The sequence below is a fragment of the Pantoea sp. SGAir0215 genome, from assembly GCF_043543215.1.
Genome location: NZ_CP028031.1, coordinates 2766255 through 2791304 on the forward strand (window position 1 = coordinate 2766255; position 25050 = coordinate 2791304).

The following is a 25050-nucleotide window of genomic DNA, read 5'->3' on the forward strand; positions in this document are numbered from 1 at the left end:
ATTTCTCAACGGGGCCGCAAAAAATCCTGCCAGCGGCGCGTCAGATAGTTATGTTCATCCATCACGGCGTTCCAGACGGCAATGTGGCTCATCCGTTGCTCGTAACTTCCGCCATCGCGCACTTCCCCCAGGGGAATCAGCGGTGCGCCCCAGGCATCCAGCAGCACTTCGCATGCGGGTTGACCACCGTACCAGAAATCCCATTCCGCTGCCGACAGATGCGTCCGGCTGCGTTCCGCGTTAGAAATGTAATAACCCTGCCGCGCCATGACCGCACCGGGCCAGCCAGACTGCCACCAGTTAAGGTAGTCGTAGGCCGCCTCTTTGATTTTGCCGGTCGCACAGCGTGAAAGCGACATGCCGCCGTACCACGCACGGTAGCCTTCACGTGGTCGCGCCATTTTATAGCCGCGCTGATGGAAATGATGACGAAAATAGATGGGGGCCCAGAGACTTTGTACTTCAACCTGCTGATTGGCAATCAGATCGCATGCCTCATCCTGCGATGCCCAGAAGGCCGCAAAATGGCCGTTACGGTGAAGGCGCGCCAGCTGTTGTGTTAACAGGTCGATCTCATCAAGCGTCAGATTACCGATATTCGCAAAGCGTGCCAGCCCGGCCCCCTGCATGGCCAGCGCCGCATCAATACCGCCCATAGCCGCATCTTCCTGTAGCGCCACCTGCCCCGTCAGCGAAGGATGTACCAGCCAGCTCCAGCTCTCTTCCTGCTGTTGCAGCACCGCAGGTAGCCGGTCGGCATGATAGGCAAAACTGTCCACGTTATGGGTAAGCGGCAACATGCTGATATGGTCACTCGCGTGGCTGCCTAAATGCATATCGCGCTGAACATACAGTCGCTCCGAAGGTACACTGCCATCGGCTAACGGCAGATCGGGACCTAGCCTGCCGGTTTTGGCCAGCGGCGTAATCTCGTCCCAGTATTTCAGTCGCTTGATTTCCAGCGGCTGGATTGCCCGGGCAGGCCAGACAAAATCGATATTGTGAAACCACTGATCGTAAAGGTCATAACTTTCCGGATGCATGACCGCAATGCGCTGGGCATCTTCCACGCTGTGCAGCAGATACTCGATGCGAATCCCCAGATCGCTTTCCGCACGGACACGCAACATTTCAAGCAGCGTGACCGAGGTGCCCAGTACACGTAATGTCAGTTGATCGTTGACTTTCGCCGCAGCGTTCATTGTTTTACTTATCCTTTACCGCCTGCTGAAAACGGCTGAATCCCTGTTTCAGTCGCTCGGGATCCAGTCCGCGCAGAATAAACACCAGTTTTGAGGTATCGACATCGCCGGGCCAGTCATTCAGGTGAACGGGCGGATGTAACGTATGCTGCACGCCATGAATCACCACGGGTGAGCTGCTGCCGCTGAAACGTAAGATGCCTTTCATTCTCAATACAGACTGACCATGGCTATGTAACAGCATTGACAACCAGATAGCAAACGCGGGCCAGTTCAGGGCGTTCTCTAAGGTGATCACGCAGGTTTGCGTAAGCGGATGCGGATTCTCGTCATGAGGTGCAAGACGATAACCGGACGCACCGGCTGCGCCAAGCCAGCGAAACCGCTGTTGCCCGCTGCCTTTTGCCAGGCGCAGGCCAAATAAGGGGTCCGGATCGGCCAGCGCCTGCACGGTGTCACTCAGTTCCGCCATAGGGTTCAGCCCGGCAATCCAGGCCTGAAGCGCCACACGTTCGGTCTGTCCGATACGGTCGCATTTGCTGAGCAACAGCTTATCCGCCGCGCTGACCTGGGCTATCCATTCCGGTTGATGCATCGACTGCTGCCGGGCATGCTCGGCATCGACCAGCGTCACCAGCGTGCCCTGACTGAAGTGATGTTTAAGCTGGGGATCGTGCAGCAATGTTGACAGGATGGGCGCAGGATCGGCAAGGCCGGTGGTTTCCAGAATGACCTGGCTGAACGGCGGCAGCATGCCGCGCACGCGCCGTTCATAGAGATCCAGTAACGCCGTTTTCAGTTCGCCGCGAATCTGGCAACAGACGCAGCCGCTGGGCAGCAGCACCGTATCGGGCGCGACTTCATTCAGCAGATGATGGTCGATGCCCACCTCACCAAATTCATTAACCAGCAATGCAACGTCGTTCAGATCTTGCTGCGCCAGCCAGCCTTTCAGCAGCGTGGTTTTGCCGCTTCCCAGGAAACCGCTCAGAATATGCAGCGGCAGTTTTTGATCGTGCAGCATAGCCGCTCCTCTTGTATGCCTTACAGCGCCGCCAGCCAGGCTTCATCCAGTGGATCAAGCGGGCGTTTGGTGATCTTCTCGACCTCTTTCCACAACAGGTCCAGTGAATTCACCATCACCTGCTGACCGGTTGGGCTGGAGAGCACCCAACTGGCATGAAACTCAGTCAGCGTGAGCCGCCAGGGTTTAAGCGTTCGGTTGAGCAGCGCCAGCTGCTTTAACCGCAACTGGCGCTGGGGCAGATCGTTTTGTAGCGCATCGCTCCATTGCGGACCGCTGTCCAGTAAACCACAAACGCCGCACATATCGGCTTCTCCTCAGGGCATGACATCGCCGGAATTAGGGCCAAGCGTCTGGCCAACAAACAGGTTACCGCCGGGCTCACTTGCCAGCAGTAACGCTACCGGGGCGACCTCTTCCGCCCGGCCAAAACGTCCCAGCGGCAGTTCGGCTGCCTTGGCCGTTTTCCATGCCTGATTGATGCCATCGATAAGCGGCGTTTCAATCGGACCGGGCGCGATGGCGTTCACCAGCACATTATCTGCGGACACCTCCAGCCCCAGCGATCGGGTAAAGCCTAATACGCCGGCTTTGGCCGCCGCATAATGGCTGAGTTCGGCACCGCCTTTGATACCGAGCTGCGACGCGATGTTGATCACTCTGCCCCAGCGCTGCGCCAGCATGGACGGCAACGCCCGTTGCGTCGCCAGGAAGACACTGCGTAAATCCACAGCCATCATCTCTTCCCACATGGGCAGCGTGATATCTGTACAGCGCGCCTGGGTCAGCATTCCGGCGTTATTCACCAGAATATCGATTCCGTCGAACTGCGCCAGGCAGGCATCCACGCCCGCCGTGGCACCTTCCACCTCGCCGACATCGGCCACAATGCCAAAACACGGCACGCCAGACTGGCGACAGTGATCAACCACAGTCTTGAGCTTTGTGCTGTCGCGGTCAGTGAGTATCAGATGGGCACCTTCGCGGGCGAACAGCATTGCGATGGCCGCCCCGATGCCGCTGGCCGCGCCGCTGATTACACAGCGTTTCATCCTGAGTTGCATGGGTTCTCCTTAATCCGGCCAGCGAACGGTGAGTCCACCGTCGACAATCAGACTCTGTCCGGTGAGGTAACTGCTCTCGTCGCTGGTGAGAAACGCGATGACCTTCGCCACTTCCTCGGCGCGTCCGACGCGGCCCAGCGGAATCGCCTTCTCCGCCTTCGCCAGCCCTTCCGGGCCAAGCGAATTATCCTTATCCAGCGACTGCGGCGTTTCAATCAGCCCGGGGATGATGGCATTACATCGCACCCCGCGCGGCGCGAGTTCGACGGCCAGCGAGCGGCAAATGCCGGGCACCGCCGCCTTCGCGGCGGCATAGTGCGCATGCGCCTGCCAGCCATATACACCGCCCGCAATCGACGACACCGCAACCAGGCTGGCCCCCGACTGAAGGTGGGCGGCAGCGGCACGGAACAGGCGCATCACGCCGGTCAGATCGACATTGAGCATCTCATCCCAGCGTGCGTCGCTCATCTCCTCAATCTCTGCCCGACGCAGAATGCCCGCATTGGCGACGACCGCGTCAAGCCGTCCAAAGTGCTGTACGCCTTGCGCAATAAACGCGTCCACCGAGTCGGTGGATCCGACGTTAAGCGGTAGCCAGAGCGCGTCACCGCCCGCCGCTTCAATCTGCGCGGCCGCGACGGCCGGATCGTGGGGATCCTGCGGATAATAGCCCGCTATCACCCGCACGCCTCTCTGGGCATACAGCGTTGCCAGCGCCAGTCCAATCCCACTTGCGGCTCCGCTGATCGCGGCAACCGGGGCTGTGTTTGCATTCTGCATAGGGTTTCCTTAGGCCTGAGGTTGAGTGGAGGCGGCGGCGATGTGCGTATTCAGTTGCGTGACCGGCCGGGCGAACAGAATAATGATGCCCGAGACAAAGCACGGAACCGCACCAAACCACAGTGCCGCCTCCTGCCAGTGTCCACCCTGACTCAGCACTGAGGTGGTGCCGACACCGGCCACAATTGCGCCCACCGGCCCCATCGCCATAATTAATGCGCCCGCAGTAGCACGAATGGCGGTCGGGAAACTTTCACTGATAAAGAACAGTGCGGCCGCATACGGGCCAATCAGGAAAAACAGACCGACGCTGTACAGGGCCACGATGATGGCAAAGTTGTCCGGGCAGAACAGCATCGCGGCAAAGGCGATACCGCCCAGCATCCAGCCGGCCGCGATGGTGTTGCGACGACCGATGCGGTCACCGAGCCAGCCGTGTGCCAGATAGCCGCAATAGCCCACCAGGTTAGACAGAATCAGGATCAATAAAGAGTTATTGAACGAGACCGCGTGGGTTTTGGTAATTACCGTGGTGCCCAGCACGCTGAAGATCTGAATGGCGAACCAGTTCAGCAAAATGGCAACACCCAGTACCAAGGTTGAGCGCAACGCCGTGCCGCGAAATGCCGAGGCAAAACCTGACTTCGGCTGATCTTCATACGGAACCTGATAGTCGGCTGCGACCTGGCGTGCATCTTTCTCTTTACCCTGCTCCCGCAGCGTTTTGATTTTCTTCTGCACTTCAAACTGAGGCGTTTCTTTCAGCTTCAGCGCCAGTAGCGCGATCACCAGCGACGGAAAGGCTGCGAAGATAAAGCTGCCCTGCCAGCCGATAATCGGCAGCAGAATCGCGGTCAGCGCCGAGGCCACCAGCGCACCGACCGGCCATCCGCCCTGCACCAGGCTGTAGACAAATCCCTTCCGTTTGTTGAGTTTGGGATCGTCCAGCGCAGTATAGAGTTCTGATAAATAGGTGGCGTTAACCGTTTGCTCTGCATAACCCAGACCGGCAACGGAGCGAATGGCGGTCAATGCGCCCTTACCCCATAATCCCCCTATTGCGGTCAGCAGCGAACACAGGGCCGCGCCTCCCACGGTAATAACGATGCCCATGCGCCGTCCCAGGCGATCCACCAGCGGGCCAATGGCCAGAGCGATCACTGCCCCACCAAACGCGACCCAGGTAGCAATTTCAGACTGTTCGACTTCGCTCCAGCCAAAATGACCGCCGATCTCCGGCAGCAAGGTGCCGAAAAGGATGAAGTCATAGACGGCGAAGATCCAGGCGAAGAAGGCGATCCATGTAGCGAATTTGACATCCCTGGTGGTTAACTGCTGGGGCTGCCAGCCGTTAACGGATTTTTTTTTGTAGATGCTCATGTCGTGATCACTCTGCAAGAGAAAAAGGCTTAACGCGGTTGGCGTGCTAAGAAGTCGTCGGCAATTTCGTCGAAAGTGACGAAACGCACGCCCTGGTGACTCTGGATGTACTTAATCAGGCGCTCCAGCATCAGCAGCACCTGCGGACGGCCTGATACGTCGGGATGAATCGTCATGGTAAAGACGGCATAGTCGTTTTCGCGATATACCCAGTCGAACTGATCGCGCCAGATCTCCTCCAGATGGCGCGGATTGACAAAACCGTGGCTGTTCGGTGACTTCTTGATAAACATCATGGGTGGCAGATCATCCAGATACCAGTTAGCGGGGATCTCTACCAGGTCGGTCTCTTCGCCGCGCATCAGCGGCTTCATCCAGGTGTCCGGATGCTGGCTGTAGTCAATTTTGGTCCAGCTGTCGCCTACGCGAACGTAGTAAGGATGAAAGTCGTTGTGCATCAGGCTGTGATCGTATTTGATGCCTTTTTTCAGCAGCAGCTCATTGGTCACATTGCTGAATTCCCACCAGGGCGCGACGTAACCGGTTGGACGTTTACCTGCAAGCTGCGTCACCAGTTCAATACTGCGATCCAGCACCGCCTCTTCCTGCGCGGGCGTCATGGCAATCGGGTTTTCATGGCTGTAGCCATGCACGCCAATCTCGTGGCCGGCGTCAACCACCGCTTTCATCTGCGCCGGGAAGGTTTCGATTGAGTGACCGGGGATAAACCAGGTGGTGCGCAGATTATGTTCAGCAAACATTTTCAGCAAACGCGGTGCGCCCACTTCTCCGGCGAACAGCCCGCGTGAGATATCGTCAGGGGAATCTTCCCCGCCGTAAGAGCCAAGCCAGCCGGCAACAGCATCCACATCCACACCAAATGCACATAAGATTTCTTTCGCCATCTTTTCTTCCTCTGAAGCGTTAAGCGCAGACCGAATCGTCTGCGGTAAAAAGACCTGCCAGTCGGCTGGCAGCGTGAAGAAGCCGGCGATCTTCGCCAGCCGGTAGAGAGAAAAGCAGACTGGTATGCAACCCACGGTCATCGGTACCGCTCGGCAGGGCGATGCCCGGCATATCCAGCAGGCTGCCCGGCATGGTCAGGCGCAGCGTGGCCACGTTGGTCTGGGCGAACAGCGCGCTGTCCTGCATCAGCGGACCGAGTTCCGGTGCGGTATGGGCCACCGTGGGGGTGATCAGTATTGCGCCCGCCAGCTCCGCCGCCAGGGCCTGTTGCCACTGCTGACGTTGGGTCAGAAAGGTATCGAGCACGGCCGGGTCCTGCTCGCTGGCGGCAAGCAGACGTTCGCGCACTCTGGCATCCATGCGTTCTGCGTCAGGTGAGGCTAATAAGAGGCGATGCAGCAACCAGGCTTCGCGCCCACCCGGCCAGCCTTTTTCAGCGATCCAGTCAAGCGCCTGCGTAAACGCGGTAAGCGGCTGGCGGTCAATGGCAAAGCCGGCCGCGTCGAGGCGATCCAGCATTCTCAGGCCGTTATCGCGAACGGCGGGCTGGCATGTCATGAGGAGCGCGTCGTCAACCCGGAAACGGGGTTCAGGAAAGGCGGTGGTACCCGGACCGCACAGGATGTCATCAAGAGCGATAGCATCCCGGACGCTGCGGCATAACGGGCCGAGGGTATCCAGCGAGCGGGCCAGCGGAAAAACGGCGTCCATGGCATAACGGCCACGGCTGGCGCGGTAGCCCGTAATGCCGCTGAATGCGGCCGGAATACGAATGGATCCGCCGGTATCGGTGCCAAACGCGATACAGGCCAGGCCTTCCGCGACTGTCCTGCCTGCCCCGCTGGACGATCCGCCCGGCGCGTGCAGGCTGCCCGCTGATGACCGGATAACCGGTGTACCAAACGCGGGATTCAGGCCGAGTCCGGAAAACGCAAATTCGCTGAGATTGGTTTTGCCGATCGTGACCATGCCCGCCGCCGCGCACCGGGCAACGACGGGTGCATCCTGTCGGGCGGGCGAAACGTGTTGCCGGGTGGCCGAACCGGCGGTGGTCTGGCAGTCCTGAAGGTCGAACAGGTCTTTCCAGGCCACCGGAATTCCATCCAGTGGACTCAACGGCTGGCCCTGCCGCCAGCGCTGCATAGAGGCTTCGGCCTCTTCACGGGCGCGCGCCGGGGTGAGCGAAATAAACACCGAAGGTATATTTTCTGCGGCGGTCAGGCAGGCCTCAGTAAACGCCAGGGGTGAAAGGCGGTGCTGTGCATAAAGCGCACTGATTCCCAGCGCATCGATCTGACCCTGAATGTATAACTGACGGACGGTTTCTGGCTGCACACGCTTACCTTTAAATGTATATTGCAATTTAATGTACATTCGAAGATAGCAATAACGATGCCAGGAAAAGGACTGTTAAGTTACATATTTGTGATCTTATCGATCATTAAATAATTTAAATCAGCAATAACAAAAGCTTAAATTGGGAGTGGTGACGGACATTTGTGCAGGCTGAGTAAAATCCTGTCTTTGTATTAAATGTACTAATTTATTTATGATCCATTTTAGAGCGCTGTGCACTAACGCAGTGCTGTGCGTGGGCAGCCGTCGTTATTTCCTCAGATGTGATAATCTGGCGGGCAGGATGGGAGCGGAAAAAGACAATGCGAAACATAATGAATGGAGCAGACATGGATGACGCCGGTTCTGCGCGTTATGAAATCATCCGCCAGGTGCTACTTAACGTGCTGCAGCAAAATGCTGTTCCTAAAGGCCTGGTGTTGCTGGAAGGTCCGTTAGCACAGCTGTTTGGCACCAGCCGCGTACCGGTCAGGCGGGCGTTAAGTATGCTGCATGAAGAAGGCTGGATTGCCCGCTTTGAAGGCCGGGGCTTTATCGTGGCCCGCGACGATGAGGATGTCGAACCCGTGCGCATTGCCCTGACGCGCGAACTGTTGGGGCTGGCGCATCATGAGGAACTGGTCGACACCCGCAGTACGGGTGAAAAAGTGCTGGAGCACCTCCAGGGTGTGCTGTCGACCGCGATGATCTTTGGTTGCTATCAGGTGGATGAGCAGGACGCGGCACACTATTACACCACCAGCCGGGGCGTGATTCGTGAGAGCTTAATGCGCCTGCGTGATAAAGGCCTGGTGGAAAAAGAACCCTATTCCCAGTGGCTTACCGGTCCGTTAACGGCGCGCGAGCTGGGCGACCATTTTGAAATCCGGGCCAATCTTGAACCCGCAGCACTGCGTAAAGCAGGCGAACGGCTGGACGTCGACTGGCTGAAGTCGCGGCTGGATAACGCGAAAAAATCGCAGGGTAAGCAGTTAACGGCCATTGAACTGGAAACCCTGGAAGAAGATCTGCACATTCGCTGCCTGGAGCCTGCCGGTAACAAGCTGATGATGCAGATACTGCGACAGCACCAGTCGCCCTTTATCGTCACGCGCATTTTCTATGACCTGCTGCGTATCCCTGTCGACAGTGCCATGCTGGATGAACACTGCCTGGTCTATGAATTTTTGCTGAAACGGAACTGGGAACTGGCGGCCGCCTGCATGAAGGATCATCTGGAGCGCGCGCAGGTTCGCACGTTGCAGCGGCTGAAAGTGTTATCTGTACTGCCTGTTCCGGCCTTTCCGGATTTTATGGCACGGCGCTAGTCGCTTATAAAGGTGACGCTGTCACGTAAAAAGCGACGTCTTCTCCTCCTGTTACACTAGCCCGTCACCGGTTCCCTCTTCAGCGCTGAAAGCGTCATGTCGGACATGCTGACTCAGCCTCTTTACCGACGCGCGTAAAACGCTTGAAAAACAGTCACCGGTGCGCTGACCGCCAGCGGCTGAAGCGGAAAACCGGTCGCCAGGCGGGAAGGATGAAACTCGCCCTGAATATGCTGATACAAGTGCGACGCACGTTCTGCTCTGAGGCTACCGTCCCAGCGCAAAAACTGTCCCCAGAGCGGCATATTACGGTAGCGGTCTGTGACCGGCATGGCCGAACGCAGGTACGCGGGCGGAAACAGCCGCCGATAGCGGTGATGATGGTAGAGCCACGACAGCCCACGAAGGGTTTTTACCGCGGGCGTGAGAGTCACTATCTGCGCCAGTAAACCGCACAATTCGTGCTGACGCGCGGCGACCTCGCTGTCACACAGGGGCGAAACCGTTCCGTCAGTGGGCTCAAAATGAATGCGTGCGGACCGATCCGTTTCCAGACTGAATGAGAAACAGCCCGAACGCCCCACCACATCGGGTGGGGCAACAGGCGGCCGGGATTGCCAGACAGCCAGCGTATACTCAGCATCTTTATCGGGGTTGTGCCGCAGGCCGCGAATATAGTCTGACCAGGCGGGAAGCTGAGGATCGAACCGCCGCCCGCACCCCAGACGAATAAAAATGTTGGTGTAATCCATAATCGCGTTGGCCAGCGGCATGCCTGTGCCTGACGCCACCCAGGCCGCGAAACAGAGTTGTATCCTGAAGAATTCAGCGGTGAGCTTCATGCCTGGCGGCCTTCTCCTGACGAGCATATGCGCATTTTACCATCCCTTACGGCGACGCGCCGCGGGCAAAGCGCGCCGTTCAACGCGTCTGCACCGCCGTCGCTTCAATCTCTAACAGGACACCATAATGCAGTCCGGAAACCGGCACCACAGCGCGGGCGGGTTTCCAGCTCCCCAGCCACTGCGCGTAAAGCGCATTAAAATCATCCCATAATGCGATGTCAGCCAGATAGACTCTGACCATCACCAGTTGTGATCGGGTAAGATTCTCCTGGAGCAGGCAGGTATCCAGACTGGCAAAGACCTGCAGGACCTGATCGGCAAAGGGCGCGGCGCTGAGCATCTCCCCTGCGGGCGTGGCCGGTAACAGACCCGAAATAAACATCATTCCTGCCCCCAGACAATAGTGGGAGTAATGACCGGGATGCGGCTGGTCATTGATATCTCGCGCCTGCAATCGCTGAAGCATATTTTCTCCTTACATCATGCCGGGTTGTTTCAGGGCGCTGCCATCGCGGAAACGGCTGTAACGGAACGCCGTGGGGTCCACGATGGGATCATCACCGGTCACCAGATCGGCCGTCAGGCGGCCGGCACCGGGACCGATGCCAAAGCCATGCCCACTGTAGCCCGCCGACAGAACCAGACCGGGAAGCTGTGGCACGGTGGAGATGACCGGTATATCGTCAGGCATACAGTCGATGACGCCGCCCCAGGCCTGCGTGACTCGCAGCCCGGCCAGCGCAGGATACTCACGGCCGATGGCCATCAGCCCCTTTTCCACCACGCCGTCCGACACCGTCGGGTCCAGAATGCGGATTTTTTCAAAGGGGGACGGGCGCTCCATTGACCAGCGCGCCAGCGACTCCGGTCCCTGTAGAAAGGAGGTCAGGCGGATTTTGGTTTCCAGATTGAGCCGACGTGCTTTGTATAACGGGAAGAACTGACGGGCATATTTCAGCCCCTGAATGCCGGGCTCAAGACGACCCGTGCCGGACAGTGCGATGGTATAACCGCCGTCCGATCGTGGCCGACAGGCAAACGCATCCGTATAGAAAGGCCGGGTAATCACCTGTTCGACGGGATAAGTACGAAACGCACTGCCGATGACATTACCCGCAGGTAAATCGATGCCGTGCCGGCGACAAAACAGCGATGTCCAGGCACCTGCGGCGCAGACCACGCGCGAGGTTTTAATCAGACCTCTTTCCGTGATCACCCCGCTCACCTGACCTGCCGAAATATCCAGCCCGCGCACCGCACAGCGCTGAAACAGAAAGGCGCCCTTTTTCACCGCTGCCTCCATCAGGCCTGGCGCGGCAAGCGCGGGATCGGCATAACCGTCATCGGGTGAATGCACGCCGCCTTTCCACGCTGTGCGGCTGCCGGGCGTCATGGCTTTTGCCTCTGCGGCATTGAGAATCTGGCTACGAATGCCGTACTGCTTCGCCATTTTCCCCCAGTTATCCCAGTTGCGGATGTCCTTTTCCGTGCACGTTGCATAGACCAGCCCGGAGGCGCGGAACCCCACGTCCATGCCGATTTCCTTGCTCAGCTCATGCCAGCGTTGCAGCGCATGCAGGATCAGCGGGATCTCCCGTTCATCCCGGTTAAGCTGGCGGCACCAGCCCCAGTTACGGCTTGACTGTTCAGCCCCGACCAGGCCCTTTTCGATCACCGCCACCCGATAGCCTTTTTGGGTGAGCGCCCAGCAGGTTGCCGCGCCGACAATGCCTGCCCCAATAATCACTACATCCACCGAGTCGGGAAAATGCGTACTGTCCTGAACCAGCCTGAGCGGTGCGGGCATAATATCTGCACTCCAGCGAAAGATTAAAAATCGATTAATACACTTTTATAGCGCTGACAGGCTTCAAAGGCCTGGCGGCCCAGATCTTTACCAAAGCCGGATCCCTGAAAACCGCCGGTAGGGATAATGAAATCCCAGGTGCGGCGATAGCGGTTAACCCACACCGTTCCGCTGTCCAGCGCGCGCATTAAGCGCATCGCCCGTGGCATGTTCAACGTGTGGACGCCCGCGCACAGGCCAAAGACCGCATGCTGCGCCAGCGCCAGGGCTTCTTCCTCATCGGTAAAGGTCTGAATGGTCAGCACCGGTCCAAAAATCTCTTCGTGCAACGCCACGTTATTCGGGCCGACGTTCTCCAGCAGTGTGGGCTGCCAGAACCAGCCTTCTTTCGTATTGTCGTAGCGTTTTCCACCCACCAGCACCCGCGCCCCCTGAGCGACGGACTGCGCAATAATCGTGGCCACTTTTTCACCCTGGCGTGCGTCAATCAGCGGACAATACCGTGTTGACGCGTGCCAGGTCATGCCGGGCACGGGTTTCTGACAGCGTGCAATCAGCTTTTCTGTAACACGTTCAGCAATGCCTTTCTGAATAATCAAACGTGTTCCGGACACGCAGGCCTGACCGGCATTCACTGTGAATCCCAGAAAGAGGCGCTCGGCAATCTCGTCGGCGTCGCCGGCGTCATCAAAGACCAGCTGCGGGCTTTTGCCGCCCAGCTCCAGCGTGACCGGTTTAGTGCCGTGCAGGGCCGCCTGGCTCATAATCGCCGCACCGGTGGCAGTGGAGCCGGTAAAGGAGACCTTGCGCACCAGCGGATGCGTTACCAGCGCATTACCGGTGACCTTGCCGCTGCCCTGGATCACATTCAGCACACCGGATGGGATCCCCGCCTGCACCGCCAGTTCGGCCAGACGGGCCGTTGAAAACGGCGTCAGTTCAGACGGCTTCAGCACCACCGCGTTACCTGCCGCCAGAGCCGGGCCGCATTTCCAGGAAGCCATCGACAGGGGAAAATTCCACGGCGTGATTGCGCCGATCACCCCATAGGGCTCAGGCACCAGCATGCCCAGGCTACTGTGCTGCGTTGGAAACACGTCACCGCTGTATTTGTCCGCGCATTCGGCATAAAAACGCAGGGCCGCCGCGGTAAAGGGCACTTCGATATTGCGTGCATCGGTGACGGGTCGGGTCGATCCGACGGCTTCCAGCTGCGCCAGGTATTCACTGTCTTTTTCGATTAAGTCTGCCCAGCGCGAGAGGGCTGCACCCCGTTCTCGTGGCGAACAACCCGACCAGCCGCTGCTGATGCGCCGTGCTTCGGCCACGGTCACGGCATCGTCGACGGTACGGGCGTCCGCCTCATGGATCTCTGCATAATGCTGACCGTCAGAAGGCCGTTTAATGCCCATAGCCTGACCGCTGGCGGATACAAATTGTCCGTCGATAAAGTGTCCGCTGGACAGGTGAACGTCATCGGGATTGAAATCAGTCATACGTGCCTCTTAAAAAAAGAAAGGATCGGGACATCACCAGCCGGTGACGCGATGCCAGACTTCGTGTTCCCCGCTCTGGCTGTCCATCACCTGATACCGGGTGTGCATCCCGGCAGTGGCGCAGGCGTGATTGGGCAAAATCCGCAGCCGTTTCCCGAGCGAGAAATCCGTGACCTGGTGACCGCTGTCGGGCGGAATGGCGATAATGCCGTGTTCCTGATTGGTGGTCGACAGCAGGAGTCCGGTGGATCGCCCTTCGCTGTCACATACCAGGCCGTAGCCATAGTCGGTTTTTTGCGAGGCGGTGCCACGGTCGCGCGACATCGCCATCCAGCCTGCATCGACAAACAGCCAGCCTTTTTCAGCGTTGTGGCCAATTACCGTGGTGACAACAGAAAGCGCGATATCGTCGGCGGTGCAGACGCCGAGGTTGGTCATAAACAGATCGAAAGTGGAAAACACCCCGGCGCGCACTTCCGTTACCCCGTCTAAATCCCTTACGGCATGGGCCGTGGGCGTCGATCCCACGCTCACCACCGGACAGGTCACGCCAGCCGCGCGAAGGCGCTTAGCCGCTTTGATGGCGGCCTGGCACTCCGCCCGTGCCGCCTGTGCAATCTCGTCCTGCGTACGGCAGTGATACGATTCCCCTGCGTGAGTTAACACCCCTTCGACATGCATTCCGTTCTGCTGCAAATACGCGCCAATGTCGGTCAGGGCGCTGTCGTCCGGTTTTATGCCGCCCCGATGACCGTCGCAGTCAATCTCGATAAACACGCTAAAGGCCACCTGATGCTGCTGCCCGTATGCAGATACGGCCTGCGCCTGTGTCAGACTGTCGAGCAGAAGATGCACCTGGGCACCCTGACGAAGACAGGCCGCGATGCGCGGCAGCTTGTCCGGCGCAATCCCCACGGCATAAAGGATATTGCGGTAACCTGCGGCAGCAAACGCCTCGGCTTCAGCCAGTGTGGACACCGTGGCCGGTGAAGCCCGGTCACGCAGTAGCCAGGGGGCCGACTGTACCGTGCGTAGCGTTTTCAGATGGGGGCGAATCTGACAGTGCAGGCTATCAATATGATCGTAGAGCCTGCGGATATTCCGCCTGAACTTCACTTTGTCCAGCAGCAGATACGGCGTTGTCAGTGAGGGATCGTTAAGCATCATTGTCTGTCCTGAGGGGTTTACTGGATGCTCTCATCAATGCAGTTAGTTTAAAATGCAGACACACCCAATTAATGATTAGGTTTGAACCTAATGATCAACAGTGACGATCTGCGGTTTTTTCAGGTGATCTCCGCCAGCGCGACCCTGGCCGCCGCCGCCCGCTATCTGGATATCACACCACCGTCCGTGACCCAGCGGCTGCAGCACATTGAACAAAAAATGGGCATCAAGCTTATTTTGCGTCCGGCAAAACGGATCATTCTGACCGACGAAGGTGAAGCGTTATTAGCACGCGCGCGGCTGATTTTGCATGAGCTGGACCAGCTACAGGATGTGATTGACCAGACCCGAAACCGGATAAGCGGCACGTTGCGGGTACTGGCTCCGCTGGGATTTGGCTCGGAATATATCGCGCCCTTGCTCTCCGATTATGTTGACCAGCATCCCGATCTCAGCGTGGATCTGATGCTTTCAGATAACCCGAACTGGATGCAGGCCGATAAATGGGACGTGGCGATCTATATTGGCAACCTGCGGGACTCGTCGTTGTACAGCACCCGAATTGCACCTAACCGCCGCGTGCTGTGCGCTTCGCCGGATTATCTGCAGCGCCACGGTGTGCCCACGCATCCCGCTGAACTCACGCAGCACCACTGTCTGGTTATCCGTGAAAATGCTGAGGACGTGACTCGTTGGGTGTTTGCGCATCAGCATGACCCGGTCACCGTCAAAATTACGCCCCGTCTGGCAAGTAACGATGGTCGGGTGATTAAACGCTGGGCGCTGCAAGGCAAAGGGATTATGGTGCGCTCGATCTGGGACATCAGCAGTGAAATTAAACAGGGGCGACTGGTCCCACTCCTGCCTGAATTTATGCTGCCGCCCGCCGACATTGCCGCGCTGACCAGCATGCCAGAAATCAAACGCCTGCCCCGTACTCAGGGCTTTATCACGTTACTGAAAACCACCTTTAGCGCGCCGCCGTGGATGCAGAACGAACAGTAAGCCACAGGTCTTGTTGGGGGGACAGGCGTGCTTCGCGGTCCACAGGGCTTATCAGTCGCTCACGCCAGCTGTTGCGAACGGCATGAGGTCTGAAGCACACAGGAAACGGGTTGAGTGTGCTTGAATCGCTTTGTGTTAGTGACGGTATCGCCTGGCCGGACAGCCCGTGAAAATTGTGCTTAAACGTCCAGGCGTGCTTGACCGTACCCGTGCGCCCGCCTCCAGCGGATAAATCTTCGTAAAAAAAATTATTTTTTTCTGCATCCAGTGACGCCCCTGCTCTCGTATCTCTCTTTGCAAGACACTTACCCACTCTCTCTTATGAGGATTTACGATGAAAAAGTTCTTCGCTGTTGCCGTAGTTTCAAGCGCATTCCTGTTTACTGCCGCCTCATTTGCCGCAATGGAGTCGGGCTCCGTGATGGTCGGTGGCGCTGCGATGTACCCTCAGAAAAATATCGTTGAGAATGCGGTGAATTCGAAAGATCACACCACGCTGGTGGCGGCGGTGAAGGCGGCCGGTCTGGTTGACACACTACAGGGTAAAGGGCCGTTTACCGTCTTTGCCCCAACCAATGCCGCGTTCGCGAAACTGCCCGCCGGTACCGTCGATAATCTGCTTAAGCCGGAAAACAAAGCGCAGTTGACCAGCGTCCTGACCTACCATGTTGTGGCAGGCAAATACGACATGAAAGCGCTGGAGAACAAGATTAAGCAAGGCGGCGGTCATGCTGAACTGAAAACCGTTAACGGCCAGCCGTTGTGGATTATGAATAATGGCCCACACAATATTCAGCTGAAAGATGCACAGGGTAACGTGGCCAATATCAGTACGTATGACGTCAACCAGAAAAACGGCGTGATAGATGTGATTGATACCGTATTAATGCCGAAGTAATTCTCTATACTCAAACGGAAAATCACATCATTCAGGATGATTATGGACAAGGTGCGGGCAGTGGAGCAGGTAACCCTGATGCAGGCGATCGTGAAAGGCGATCGCCTGGCGTTCGAAAAACTGTATCGGCAAACCTCGCCGCACCTTTTTGCCATTGCCTTACGGATGTTACGCCATCGCCCCTGGGCGGAAGAAGTGCTGCATGACTGCTTTCTCACCATCTGGAGCAAAGCGGAGACCTATGATCCAGCGCTGAGCGCGCCGATGACCTGGATGACGCAGATCGTTCGTCATCGTTGTATTGACTGGTTACGTAGCGGACAGGCGCGCATGGCCAGTACAGAAGAACCGCATGATGATGCCCTGCTGGTCGTCGATACCGACGAACCGGACAGCAGGCCCGATGATGCCCAGGCTGCGCGCCTGCGTCGCTGTATGGAAAACCTTAGCAGCGAGCAACGGCAGAGCGTTACGCTGGCCTATTATCAGGGCATGTCACACAGCGATATTGCTCACTGGCTACAGCAGCCGGTAGGTTCGGTGAAAAGCTGGATCCGCCGTGCCATGGCCCACCTTCGGGAATGTGTCGGACTATGAACAGACAACAACGTGACGATGCACTCTCTGCCGAGTACGCCATTGGTACGCTGCGTGGCCCCGCCCGGTTACGCTTTCAGACGCGCCTGCTGACCGAGCCAGAGCTGGCCGAACAGGTTGCCAAATGGCAAACGTTACTCGCTGGGCTGGACAGTCAACTGATACCCGAAATCCCGCCGGATCGGGTCTGGAAGAAAATTGTCCTGAATCTGCCCGCAAAACCCTCTGCCCGCCCTGCCCGCCGCGCCGCACTGGGCTGGATGGTAGCGGCGGCCATTGCGGTCCTTGCCCTTTTTTCCTGGCGCATGTTTTACGTGCCAGAGTTTACCCCGCTTACCGTCATGAGTGACGTTCAGCAACACAGCCAATGGGTGGTCAGCGCCGACCACGATTTAACCCAGTTACGGGTGACGCCATTGCAGCCGGTAACGGCTGACAGCCACACCAGCCTGCAGTTATGGCTGATTCCAACAGGCAGTCGTCCCATTTCGCTGGGGTTACTTAACGCTGAACAAGCCACCCAACTGGCACTGAAACGGCAAGATTCCCTGAAAAACGCGGTGGTCGCCATCAGCCGGGAGCCGCGGGGCGGCTCACCGACCGGGCAACCCACCGGGCCCGTACTCTACAGTGGTAAAATATAGGCCCGACATGCAGTGACAGTCCTGTCACTGCGTGTCACCGACACATCAGAAATGTTGCCAGTTTGCGTCCTGATTTGATGCCGATGCGCTCGCCATCGCGAAGGCGGGTTTGAGCGGCGCCACCGTGCGCGCCTGTACAGCGGGAGCCTCGGTCAGCACGAAGGCGGCAACAAGATCATTCAGGGTGCCTGCCTGATCCATCAGCGAGCGCGATGCTGATGACGCTTCCTGCACCAGCGCGGCGTTCTGTTGCGTAACGTCATCCATCTGATGCACAGCCTGATGGACCTGACTGATGCCCAGCGACTGCTCCTGAGACGCAATGGCAATCTCATCAACCAGATCGGTGACCTGGCGAATTGCATCATTCATGCGCCCCATATTTTCCCCGACCTGCTCTGCCTGGCTGACGCCCGTTGCCACATAACGCATCGACGATTCGATCAGATCTTTAATCTCCCGTGCGGAGGCCGACGAGCGTTGGGCAAGATTACGCACTTCACCGGCCACCACGGCAAAGCCACGCCCCTGCTCGCCGGCACGGGCGGCCTCAACGGCGGCGTTGAGTGCCAGGATATTGGTCTGAAACGCCACACCTTCAATCAGCGCGATGATGGCGGTGATTTTCTCCGAACTCTGTTTTATGTCGGTCATGGTGCCTAACATGGTGTGCACTTTGTCAGAGCTGTCGCTGGATATCTCACGCGCGTTTTTAGACAACTGGCTGGCAAGACGGGTATTTTCAGCCGTCTGACGAACCGTTTCGCTCAGTTCAGACATGCTGGCCGCCGTTTCTTCAAGCGACGCGGCCTGCTGTTCGGTTCGTGAGGAGAGATCTTCGTTACCGGCTGAAATTTGCGACGAGGCCGTGCTGACCGAGTGGGCGGACCGTTCGACGGCAGACAAAGATTGCGCCACATTCTCCACCAAAGCATTAAATGCTTTTGCCGTTAACCCGATTTCATCTTTACGTGCGTCATCGGCACGCAGCGTTAAATCAAGCCGCTCGCTGGCGTGCTCCATGGTTGTGCGCATACCATTCAGATGGCGACGAATGCTTAATATAGTACGAACAGATAACGCGCCCAATATCAGGATAATGACGCTGGAACCGGCGATTAAGGCCCATAAGGTTTGATGATAAACGCGGTTATTCTCTTTTTGAAAAGCCGCGCCCACCTGCACATTAAACTGCAGTTGCTTCTGATAACTTTCAATGAGATCACGGATAGACTGCCCCACGCCGTCCGGGCCTTGCAACGCGGAAAGAGAATGAGCGTCATCATGCGAACGCGAGTATTCAAGGAAGGCAGGTAAGCGCGTCTGGATCTGTTTAATCAGTGCCAGCGCATGTTCACTTAACTGCTTATCCTGATCGTTGGTAATTTCATTTTTTAAATAGAACAGGGTCAGGCCTTTCAGCGTATCCATCTTCGCAGCGATTTCTTTTTCGAACTCAACCTGCTTAGCCGAATCTTTGGCACTCTGGTGGCGATAAAGCGATACGTTAACCCGATTACTGCCGTTGACCATTTTATCAAGGTCTACAATTGAAGGTAGCGTGTTGTCTTGCACGTACTGAAAACGCGACTGAAAGCCTGCTAACACCATGATGACGATCACTACCATCGCGACCATAGCTGCGGAGAGTAGAGAAAACGTCAGGAAAAGTCGCTGTGTAATAGTCATATTAAAACCCCGAATATTAAGACGGTAATTCTGTAAGTAATGCTGAATAACGCCAGCAATAAATATATCGACGCTTCAGGCATTAGCATTAATGTCAGATGGTTCTGTGTCGCAAAGATATCAGGACAAAACGTTTATTTTCATAAAAACAGATTAGCCCGCTGAATGAGAGTTTGACTATTAAAGGCAGAAAGGAAAATTAAAAAGAAGAAGTGATAATGATTAAAAATAAACAAAATTTATTTTCAGTCATCGTTTATCCAACCTTATTTAAAACGACACACGACATTAATCAGTAAAAGTTGGCTAAAGACAGCGCAAAATCGTCTTCACCCCCTGTCCACGACACCGTATTTGTCTTTTATTTTTTGAAATTAATTAGCCTTAAAAAATCGCTGACAGCATTAATCATAAATAAGGACTATTAAAAAATATTTTTTTAAAACGGCAGAGGCTGCGTGGTGTTTCCTGTACGGGCTGATTACACTTTGAGGAACTGTTCTGAGCGTGCACGGACGCGTCCGCATGCTGTTACGAGGGAGGCAGCGTTGAGATGAGACCTTATCCGCGTGTGTTGACCTGGCAGGCGAATCACGCGTCAGGGGGAAACGGTAGCGGTAAAGGGTCAGCGTCAGGCCTCACTGCCGGACAAATCGACAGTTGTATAAAAATGCCGTAAAAATAAAGCGCAAAGCTGTAAAAATGCAGTACATAACATCACCAGCTACTCCCTAATTCACAGCAAAACGCGTAATGTCATGCTCAGCGTCAACCGGTGTAACTGTCGGTTTGAAGCTTATGATGACGTGAAATACAACAGGACATTAAATGGCCCAGTCTGAAAAGCAATCCCTTCCAGCCGGTATGCTGGCAGCAGCAGGGATCGTATTTGGTGATATCGGTACCAGCCCGCTTTATACCTTAAAAGAGTGTCTTTCTATCCTTCCTTCTGGCGCGGTCACCGAAGAAGCCGTGATGGGCTTTCTGTCGCTGATCTTCTGGGGACTGATGCTGATTGTGACGGTGAAATATGTCATGTTCATCATGCGCGCCGATCACGATGGCGAAGGGGGAATACTGACCTTAATGTCGCTGGCCCGGCAAAATGTTGGCGCCACGCTCAGCCGCATCATTGTGCTTGCCGGTTTGACGGGCGGCGCCTTTTTTTACGGCGACGGCATTATCACGCCGGCCATCTCAGTGCTGTCCGCCGTTGAGGGGATCGAGGTTGTTGCACCCGCGCTGGATCGCTATATCGTGCCGCTGGCTGTGGTGATTCTGACTCTGTTATTTGTGATTCAAAAACACGGCACTGAACGGGTCAGCCGCGTCTTTGGGCCGATTATGCTGGTGTGGTTTATCACCCTGGCGATACTGGGCGTGCACGGAATTCTGATGAATCCCCATGTTCTTCATGCGCTCAACCCGGCATTTGCGCTGAAATTTCTGCTGAATCATGAAGCCCTGTCTTTCGCAGCTTTGGGCATGGTGGTGCTGGCGGTGACCGGTGCGGAGGCCCTGTATGCTGACATGGGGCATTTGGGGAAAACCCCCATCAGGCTGGCGTGGCTGATCATTGCCCTGCCTGCTCTGGTACTGAACTATTTCGGTCAGGGGGCGCTGGTGCTGGCCAGTCCCGCCGCGATACAAAACCCGTTTTATATCCTGGCCCCGGTCTGGGCGCAGATTCCGTTAATCATCCTGTCGACGCTGGCCACCGTTATTGCGGCTCAGGCGATTATTAGTGGGGTTTATACCCTGACACATCAGGCAATTCGTCAGGGATTTTTGCCGCCGATGCGCGTCATTTTCACCTCGGCAACCGAATCGGGGCAAATCTACATTCCGGTAGTGAACTGGTTACTTTTCGGTGCGGTGACCGTCGTCATCCTGGCCTTCCGTCAGTCCTCGGCCCTCTCTTCGGCGTACGGCATCGTGGTGACCGGCACCATGGTTCTGACAGCCTGCCTGGCCGGTATCGTCGCCTTTAAAAACTGGAAATGGCCGCTGCCCGTGGCGCTGGTTTTCCTGCTCTGTATGTTGGCGATCGACGTTCCGTTGTTTATTTCCAACCTGATGAAACTGCTGTCGGGCGGCTGGGTCCCCGTGTTGCTGGCGATGACGATGCTGATGCTGATGCTGATCTGGAGCGGAGAGCGTTCAAGGCTCATTCGTCGTCTGACTGACGATCCCGTCAGGTTAAAAGCCCTGATTAGCTCGCTGGAGGCTTCGCCCCCGATGCGGGTTGGCGGTACGGCAATTTTTCTGACCCGCAAAGAGTATGAAATTCCGCAGGCGCTGTTGCATAACCTGAAACACAACCGGGTGCTGCATGAGCGGACGGTTCTTCTGCATATCAAAACGGTTGACCTGCCGCGTGTTCATAACCAGAAGCGCATCGCGCTACGTCAGCTTTCGCCGTCCTTCTGGCAGGTGACGGCCGAATACGGCTGGCATGAACGGCCTTCCATGAAAGATGTGTTGCACCTGTGCGGGCTGGAAGGATTTGGCTGTACGTTAAATGAGGCGTCGTTTTTCACCTCTCACGACACGCTGGTGATGAAGAAACGACGCGGTCTGGCACATGCCCGTGGTGCCATCTTCCATTTCTTCCAGCGCAATGCGTTACGTGCCCATGAACAGTTTATGATCCCGCCAAACCGCGTCATTGAGCTGGGTGGGCAAAAAGAGTTTTGATTGACGTACCCGGGCAGCGTCTTCATGTGACGCCGCCCGGTTTATTCCCTCCTCAGTCTTTACGCACCGTGGTGACGGGTCAGTACGTCTGGCCGGAAGCGGCTCAGCCAGTCCTGAGCAAAGCGCGCATAATCCGCATACGCACCGCCCTGGGCAGCCAGTTGCTGGAAAACATTAAGCTGTTCGGGTGGACGGCGATGCTGCCCAAGCTTCAGCGTGCCGCTGATGTGGCTAATCTCTATCCTGACACCGGTGATGCCCTGCATCAGTTTTTGTTGATAATCATCGGGAAGCTGTTGTTTATCCTGCCTCAGGCCCGGTTGAAACGCGGCTAACATTCTGTCCAGCGACTGGCCCAGTTCCGCCTGCGTCATCAGCCTGCTGATGCCTTTCACGCTGACGGCGGCATAGTTCCAGGTTGGAACGGCAGGTGACGCCAGATAGTAATCCGTACTGATAAAGGCATGCGGACCCAGAACGCTCAGCAGGCACGGCTGCTGCGCCAGCGCAACCCGTTGCGGATTATTGCGTGCCAGATGTGTTTCAAGAACGTTTTCACCGTTGAAGCAAAACGGAATATGGCTGATTTGCAGATCGCTGCTCACCAGCGTTCCAAACGTGTGCTGCGTGAGAAAATGTCTGCACTCTTCCGGCGTCATGCTGGTGTCTTTTACGTTAAGCATTCACAATATCCTGGCTGAATTCCCTTTCGTCTTTATGCCATTAACCCCTCACCTCTGTCACGCTGCGAAACGTGACAGGATGAAAAAGGAGCAAGCGATGACAGAAATCACTTCAGGACAGTGCCACTGTGGTGCGGTTGCGTTTACTGTTGAACTGCTGGATGGACTGAATACGGCCCGACGCTGTAACTGTTCATTTTGCCGGATGCGCGGTGCCGTGGTGGTGTTTGCCCCTGCTTCGGGGCTGACGATCCACAAAGGGAAAGCGGCGCTGAGTGAATACCGCTTTAATTCCGGACAGGCGGTGCATTATTTCTGCTCGGTTTGTGGTATTTACACCTTCCACCAGAGCCGCTCTAATCCCGAACAGTTCGGGGTTAACGCGGCGTGCCTGACAGGCGTTTCCCCTTTTGATTTCGCCTCCGTTCCCGTGACGGATGGCATGAACCATCCCAAAGATGGGGGCAAAGGCGGCGTGGCGGGACATCTGATTTACCAGCCGGAAACGTCATGATCCCTTCAGGTCAGCGAACGGACCTGTTCGAGCATCAGCAATGAATGGCTGAAAATCGCATCGGCCACCACCAGAGAAACCTCTTCTGGCAGGCTGTCACGTACCCGGATCATCGCAGCCGGTAAAGCAGACACAAAGCCATTCAGGATAGCGTGCATATGCTCCTCACTGAACCGCACGCTGCGGGCACTGGCCAGAAAGTGTGAGGACGCGATCTACGTGATGCGATGCAGCTTGCCCGCCGGGCCAGTGACACCAAGGGGTAACTGGATGTCATCGCGGTCCATTTTGCGCTGAGAGCGCGCGGGCCAGGCGGAGACCAGACACCGAAACGGTGCCAGCCGAAAACTCCCCTCGCGCTCGATGAACAATCTGATATGTCGGGCATCCAGACTGGTGATGCCTGTTAACCACTGAAATACCAGGCAACGCATTATCGCTTCGCGATCGGTAAGCGCGCTGCGCGATCCCATCAGTAATCCCATCAGTGCCTCAAGGCCCGGACCGCCCGATTGTTCATGACTGCATGCGGGCGGGAATCCCAGCGCCTGGCACAGGTTTTCGGTGGGAAGGCGGTAGCACTGCGTCCGGTCCGCATTCCAGCGACGGTCGTCACGCGTGATGCACAATTGCCAGCCCCCGCCTTCCTGGCGAAGCGGCCTGGCATCCGGTACAGGCAGGCCCAGTTCACGCGCCAGCGCAAGACACAGAAAGGCGTTGTCGCTGTCGGCATGTGCGCTGGCCATATCGGACATTATGGATTCGTCATCCAGCTCAACGGGCTGCTGGTTTACCGGCAGCATGATGAGTGCACCCGGTAACCGGTATCCCACTTTTTGCAATACGGCGAAAACCCCACAGGATTTTGTCTGGAAAGCCTGGTTCTTTTCCTTTTCTGTCAATGGGATAGGTCTTAGCAGGTTTTCGAAGAAATAGCTCACCCTGACTGAGTGGTGGGCGGCACGTTGCAGCGGCAGTGACAGTGAGAGAGGCCGGGTGAGCGGATGCTGAAGCCAGCTGGCAGCGTACTGGAAGCTCAGCGTCCCGTCATGATGCTGCATTAACGTTCCGACCCGCTCACCGTTCATCCAGGCGATGAGTTTTGCCATTACCAGGCATCCTCCGCTGGCGTGGTCGGGGGCGTTTTGATCTGCAGCGCCAGAGCAATATCCAGCGCCTGCAAAATTTTAAACAGCGTTTCCAGTGAGGTAGACTCAGGATAATTTTCAAAATGAGACAGCGTTGCCTGTTTCAGGCCCACGCGTTTGGCCAGGTCGGTTTGGGTCCAGCCCTGCTGCTGACGCAGGCGTTTCAGCTGATTAGCTAACTGCCGGGGACTGTAAATCATCTTGCGCGCTCCATCATTCATCAAAATTTATCCCTTGGAGGGGATATTTATAGCGTAGATGCCCCTTTTGATAACGGCAATATTATCCCTTACAGGGGATATAAGGACAAAAAATGAGCAGGCCCGTTAACACCACTTTTTCGCTGACCGTGACTCACACGCTGAGTGAGCAGGACAAGCAGGATCTCTTTACCGGGCTGCGTGCCTGGAATCATCAGTTTATTGACACGGCGTTATGGGGACCGCTGTCGGTCATGTGTCGTCACGATCAGGGGCCGTTACAAGGCGGGCTGGCTGGCAGCATTAAAGGCCGCTGGCTGTGTATTGATTACCTGTGGGTCAGTGAAGCCCAACGTGGTGCGGGCCTGGGCGGTGAGCTGATTCGTGCTGCGGAACAGGCGGCTGTGGCCAGAGGCTGCCACAGCGCACAAGTGGATACCTTTAGCTTTCAGGCCCTGCCCTTTTACCAGAAACAGGGCTATGTCCTGAAAATGTCGCTGCCGGATTTTCCCGAAGCCGGTATGCAGCGTCATTACCTGACGAAAACGTTGTGCGAGCACACCTAAACGCGCCTGCCC

General features: G+C 56.6%; 26 protein-coding genes. 8 read left to right on the top strand and 18 right to left on the bottom strand.

Features of this window, described 5'->3' with window-relative positions:
* Positions 1-5: 5 nt before the first annotated feature.
* The 8 genes from C1N64_RS12955 to C1N64_RS12990 are packed head-to-tail and all read right to left on the bottom strand — an operon-like array spanning position 6 to position 7754.
* Entirely contained in the window at positions 6-1202 is a 1197-nt protein-coding gene (locus tag C1N64_RS12955; RefSeq protein WP_394514860.1) for an ABC transporter substrate-binding protein, read from the bottom strand.
* 4 nt (positions 1203-1206) lie between these two features.
* The gene (locus C1N64_RS12960; protein WP_172912514.1) at positions 1207-2226 is read right to left on the bottom strand and encodes a CobW family GTP-binding protein; all 1020 of its coding nucleotides are present in this window, start codon (positions 2224-2226) and stop codon (positions 1207-1209) included.
* A 20-nt stretch (positions 2227-2246) separates the two neighbouring features.
* Positions 2247-2531: a hypothetical protein gene (locus tag C1N64_RS12965; protein ID WP_006119159.1), complete on the bottom strand. Its 285-nt coding sequence runs from the start codon at positions 2529-2531 to the stop codon at positions 2247-2249.
* Between the two features lie 12 nt (positions 2532-2543).
* The gene (locus tag C1N64_RS12970; RefSeq protein WP_033741687.1) at positions 2544-3290 is read right to left on the bottom strand and encodes an SDR family NAD(P)-dependent oxidoreductase; all 747 of its coding nucleotides are present in this window, start codon (positions 3288-3290) and stop codon (positions 2544-2546) included.
* Between the two features lie 9 nt (positions 3291-3299).
* On the bottom strand, positions 3300-4073 hold the full coding sequence (locus tag C1N64_RS12975) for an SDR family NAD(P)-dependent oxidoreductase (protein WP_394514861.1): 774 nt from the start codon (positions 4071-4073) through the stop codon (positions 3300-3302).
* Positions 4074-4082: 9 nt separating this feature from the next.
* On the bottom strand, positions 4083-5453 hold the full coding sequence (locus C1N64_RS12980) for an MFS transporter (RefSeq protein ID WP_054633750.1): 1371 nt from the start codon (positions 5451-5453) through the stop codon (positions 4083-4085).
* A gap of 29 nt (positions 5454-5482) precedes the next feature.
* Positions 5483-6358, bottom strand: coding sequence for a polysaccharide deacetylase family protein (locus C1N64_RS12985; RefSeq protein WP_033741691.1), 876 nt, complete (start codon positions 6356-6358; stop codon positions 5483-5485).
* A gap of 19 nt (positions 6359-6377) precedes the next feature.
* Positions 6378-7754 (bottom strand): amidase family protein, encoded by a 1377-nt coding sequence (locus C1N64_RS12990; RefSeq protein WP_394514862.1) that lies wholly within the window; start codon positions 7752-7754, stop codon positions 6378-6380.
* Positions 7755-8038: 284 nt separating this feature from the next.
* Between C1N64_RS12990 and C1N64_RS12995 the strand changes: the two genes are divergently transcribed.
* Positions 8039-9082 carry a GntR family transcriptional regulator gene (locus C1N64_RS12995; RefSeq protein ID WP_039340319.1) on the top strand — a complete coding sequence of 348 codons (1044 nt, stop codon included), beginning with the start codon at positions 8039-8041 and terminating at the stop codon, positions 9080-9082.
* Between the two features lie 122 nt (positions 9083-9204).
* Here the strand turns inward: C1N64_RS12995 and C1N64_RS13000 are convergent, their stop codons facing one another.
* From C1N64_RS13000 to C1N64_RS13020, 5 genes are all read right to left on the bottom strand, one after another.
* Positions 9205-9924 carry a hypothetical protein gene (locus C1N64_RS13000; RefSeq protein ID WP_394514863.1) on the bottom strand — a complete coding sequence of 240 codons (720 nt, stop codon included), beginning with the start codon at positions 9922-9924 and terminating at the stop codon, positions 9205-9207.
* A 79-nt stretch (positions 9925-10003) separates the two neighbouring features.
* On the bottom strand, positions 10004-10393 hold the full coding sequence (locus C1N64_RS13005) for a RidA family protein (protein ID WP_367143020.1): 390 nt from the start codon (positions 10391-10393) through the stop codon (positions 10004-10006).
* A gap of 9 nt (positions 10394-10402) precedes the next feature.
* The gene (locus tag C1N64_RS13010; RefSeq protein WP_367143019.1) at positions 10403-11734 is read right to left on the bottom strand and encodes an NAD(P)/FAD-dependent oxidoreductase; all 1332 of its coding nucleotides are present in this window, start codon (positions 11732-11734) and stop codon (positions 10403-10405) included.
* A gap of 23 nt (positions 11735-11757) precedes the next feature.
* Positions 11758-13230, bottom strand: coding sequence for an aldehyde dehydrogenase family protein (locus C1N64_RS13015; protein ID WP_367143018.1), 1473 nt, complete (start codon positions 13228-13230; stop codon positions 11758-11760).
* 33 nt (positions 13231-13263) lie between these two features.
* Positions 13264-14394 carry an alanine racemase gene (locus C1N64_RS13020; protein ID WP_367144017.1) on the bottom strand — a complete coding sequence of 377 codons (1131 nt, stop codon included), beginning with the start codon at positions 14392-14394 and terminating at the stop codon, positions 13264-13266.
* A gap of 93 nt (positions 14395-14487) precedes the next feature.
* Here C1N64_RS13020 and C1N64_RS13025 point away from each other — a divergent pair, with 93 nt between their 5' ends.
* The 4 genes from C1N64_RS13025 (at position 14488) to C1N64_RS13040 (ending at position 17541) form a co-directional block, all read left to right on the top strand.
* The gene (locus C1N64_RS13025; RefSeq protein WP_006119169.1) at positions 14488-15402 is read left to right on the top strand and encodes a LysR substrate-binding domain-containing protein; all 915 of its coding nucleotides are present in this window, start codon (positions 14488-14490) and stop codon (positions 15400-15402) included.
* A 334-nt stretch (positions 15403-15736) separates the two neighbouring features.
* Positions 15737-16300 carry a fasciclin domain-containing protein gene (locus C1N64_RS13030; RefSeq protein WP_006119170.1) on the top strand — a complete coding sequence of 188 codons (564 nt, stop codon included), beginning with the start codon at positions 15737-15739 and terminating at the stop codon, positions 16298-16300.
* A 42-nt stretch (positions 16301-16342) separates the two neighbouring features.
* Positions 16343-16897 (top strand): RNA polymerase sigma factor, encoded by a 555-nt coding sequence (locus tag C1N64_RS13035; RefSeq protein WP_033741702.1) that lies wholly within the window; start codon positions 16343-16345, stop codon positions 16895-16897.
* Positions 16894-17541, top strand: a complete 648-nt coding sequence (locus C1N64_RS13040) for an anti-sigma factor (protein ID WP_367143017.1) — start codon at positions 16894-16896, stop codon at positions 17539-17541. The genes C1N64_RS13035 and C1N64_RS13040 overlap by 4 nt, the downstream gene beginning before the upstream one ends.
* 45 nt (positions 17542-17586) lie before the next feature.
* Here the strand turns inward: C1N64_RS13040 and C1N64_RS13045 are convergent, their stop codons facing one another.
* Positions 17587-19230, bottom strand: a complete 1644-nt coding sequence (locus C1N64_RS13045; protein ID WP_394514864.1) for a methyl-accepting chemotaxis protein — start codon at positions 19228-19230, stop codon at positions 17587-17589.
* 828 nt (positions 19231-20058) lie between these two features.
* Here C1N64_RS13045 and kup point away from each other — a divergent pair.
* Positions 20059-21927 (top strand): low affinity potassium transporter Kup, encoded by a 1869-nt coding sequence (kup, locus tag C1N64_RS13050; RefSeq protein ID WP_205951890.1) that lies wholly within the window; start codon positions 20059-20061, stop codon positions 21925-21927.
* A gap of 59 nt (positions 21928-21986) precedes the next feature.
* Here kup and C1N64_RS13055 read toward each other — a convergent pair whose 3' ends face one another.
* Positions 21987-22610: an FMN-binding negative transcriptional regulator gene (locus C1N64_RS13055; RefSeq protein WP_367143016.1), complete on the bottom strand. Its 624-nt coding sequence runs from the start codon at positions 22608-22610 to the stop codon at positions 21987-21989.
* Positions 22611-22707: 97 nt separating this feature from the next.
* Here C1N64_RS13055 and C1N64_RS13060 point away from each other — a divergent pair, with 97 nt between their 5' ends.
* On the top strand, positions 22708-23124 hold the full coding sequence (locus C1N64_RS13060; protein WP_006119187.1) for a GFA family protein: 417 nt from the start codon (positions 22708-22710) through the stop codon (positions 23122-23124).
* A 5-nt stretch (positions 23125-23129) separates the two neighbouring features.
* Here C1N64_RS13060 and C1N64_RS13065 read toward each other — a convergent pair whose 3' ends face one another.
* From C1N64_RS13065 to hipB, 3 genes are read right to left on the bottom strand one after another with little or no spacing between them, the layout of a single operon-like run.
* Positions 23130-23282 carry a hypothetical protein gene (locus C1N64_RS13065; RefSeq protein ID WP_394514865.1) on the bottom strand — a complete coding sequence of 51 codons (153 nt, stop codon included), beginning with the start codon at positions 23280-23282 and terminating at the stop codon, positions 23130-23132.
* A gap of 57 nt (positions 23283-23339) precedes the next feature.
* Positions 23340-24233 carry a HipA N-terminal domain-containing protein gene (locus tag C1N64_RS13070; RefSeq protein ID WP_394514866.1) on the bottom strand — a complete coding sequence of 298 codons (894 nt, stop codon included), beginning with the start codon at positions 24231-24233 and terminating at the stop codon, positions 23340-23342.
* Positions 24233-24472, bottom strand: coding sequence for a type II toxin-antitoxin system antitoxin HipB (hipB, locus tag C1N64_RS13075; RefSeq protein WP_033741710.1), 240 nt, complete (start codon positions 24470-24472; stop codon positions 24233-24235). Before hipB ends, C1N64_RS13070 begins: the two co-directional genes overlap by 1 nt.
* A 113-nt stretch (positions 24473-24585) precedes the next feature.
* Between hipB and C1N64_RS13080 the strand changes: the two genes are divergently transcribed.
* On the top strand, positions 24586-25038 hold the full coding sequence (locus C1N64_RS13080) for a GNAT family N-acetyltransferase (protein ID WP_039340309.1): 453 nt from the start codon (positions 24586-24588) through the stop codon (positions 25036-25038).
* Positions 25039-25050 lie beyond the last annotated feature (12 nt).

Excerpts from the sequence above, each read along its gene's own strand:
- C1N64_RS12955 (WP_394514860.1), bottom strand. The coding sequence starts at position 1,202 with ATGAACGCTGCGGCGAAAGTCAACGATCAACTGACATTACGTGTACTG.
- C1N64_RS12960 (WP_172912514.1), bottom strand. The coding sequence starts at position 2,226 with ATGCTGCACGATCAAAAACTGCCGCTGCATATTCTGAGCGGTTTCCTG.
- C1N64_RS12965 (WP_006119159.1), bottom strand. The coding sequence starts at position 2,531 with ATGTGCGGCGTTTGTGGTTTACTGGACAGCGGTCCGCAATGGAGCGAT.
- C1N64_RS12970 (WP_033741687.1), bottom strand. The coding sequence starts at position 3,290 with ATGCAACTCAGGATGAAACGCTGTGTAATCAGCGGCGCGGCCAGCGGC.
- C1N64_RS12975 (WP_394514861.1), bottom strand. The coding sequence starts at position 4,073 with ATGCAGAATGCAAACACAGCCCCGGTTGCCGCGATCAGCGGAGCCGCA.
- C1N64_RS12980 (WP_054633750.1), bottom strand. The coding sequence starts at position 5,453 with ATGAGCATCTACAAAAAAAAATCCGTTAACGGCTGGCAGCCCCAGCAG.
- C1N64_RS12985 (WP_033741691.1), bottom strand. The coding sequence starts at position 6,358 with ATGGCGAAAGAAATCTTATGTGCATTTGGTGTGGATGTGGATGCTGTT.
- C1N64_RS13000 (WP_394514863.1), bottom strand. The coding sequence starts at position 9,924 with ATGAAGCTCACCGCTGAATTCTTCAGGATACAACTCTGTTTCGCGGCC.
- C1N64_RS13005 (WP_367143020.1), bottom strand. The coding sequence starts at position 10,393 with ATGCTTCAGCGATTGCAGGCGCGAGATATCAATGACCAGCCGCATCCC.
- C1N64_RS13010 (WP_367143019.1), bottom strand. The coding sequence starts at position 11,734 with ATGCCCGCACCGCTCAGGCTGGTTCAGGACAGTACGCATTTTCCCGAC.
- C1N64_RS13015 (WP_367143018.1), bottom strand. The coding sequence starts at position 13,230 with ATGACTGATTTCAATCCCGATGACGTTCACCTGTCCAGCGGACACTTT.
- C1N64_RS13020 (WP_367144017.1), bottom strand. The coding sequence starts at position 14,394 with ATGCTTAACGATCCCTCACTGACAACGCCGTATCTGCTGCTGGACAAA.
- C1N64_RS13025 (WP_006119169.1), top strand. The coding sequence starts at position 14,488 with ATGATCAACAGTGACGATCTGCGGTTTTTTCAGGTGATCTCCGCCAGC.
- C1N64_RS13030 (WP_006119170.1), top strand. The coding sequence starts at position 15,737 with ATGAAAAAGTTCTTCGCTGTTGCCGTAGTTTCAAGCGCATTCCTGTTT.
- C1N64_RS13035 (WP_033741702.1), top strand. The coding sequence starts at position 16,343 with ATGGACAAGGTGCGGGCAGTGGAGCAGGTAACCCTGATGCAGGCGATC.
- C1N64_RS13040 (WP_367143017.1), top strand. The coding sequence starts at position 16,894 with ATGAACAGACAACAACGTGACGATGCACTCTCTGCCGAGTACGCCATT.
- C1N64_RS13045 (WP_394514864.1), bottom strand. The coding sequence starts at position 19,230 with ATGACTATTACACAGCGACTTTTCCTGACGTTTTCTCTACTCTCCGCA.
- kup (WP_205951890.1), top strand. The coding sequence starts at position 20,059 with ATGGCCCAGTCTGAAAAGCAATCCCTTCCAGCCGGTATGCTGGCAGCA.
- C1N64_RS13055 (WP_367143016.1), bottom strand. The coding sequence starts at position 22,610 with ATGCTTAACGTAAAAGACACCAGCATGACGCCGGAAGAGTGCAGACAT.
- C1N64_RS13060 (WP_006119187.1), top strand. The coding sequence starts at position 22,708 with ATGACAGAAATCACTTCAGGACAGTGCCACTGTGGTGCGGTTGCGTTT.
- C1N64_RS13065 (WP_394514865.1), bottom strand. The coding sequence starts at position 23,282 with ATGCACGCTATCCTGAATGGCTTTGTGTCTGCTTTACCGGCTGCGATG.
- C1N64_RS13070 (WP_394514866.1), bottom strand. The coding sequence starts at position 24,233 with ATGGCAAAACTCATCGCCTGGATGAACGGTGAGCGGGTCGGAACGTTA.
- hipB (WP_033741710.1), bottom strand. The coding sequence starts at position 24,472 with ATGATTTACAGTCCCCGGCAGTTAGCTAATCAGCTGAAACGCCTGCGT.
- C1N64_RS13080 (WP_039340309.1), top strand. The coding sequence starts at position 24,586 with ATGAGCAGGCCCGTTAACACCACTTTTTCGCTGACCGTGACTCACACG.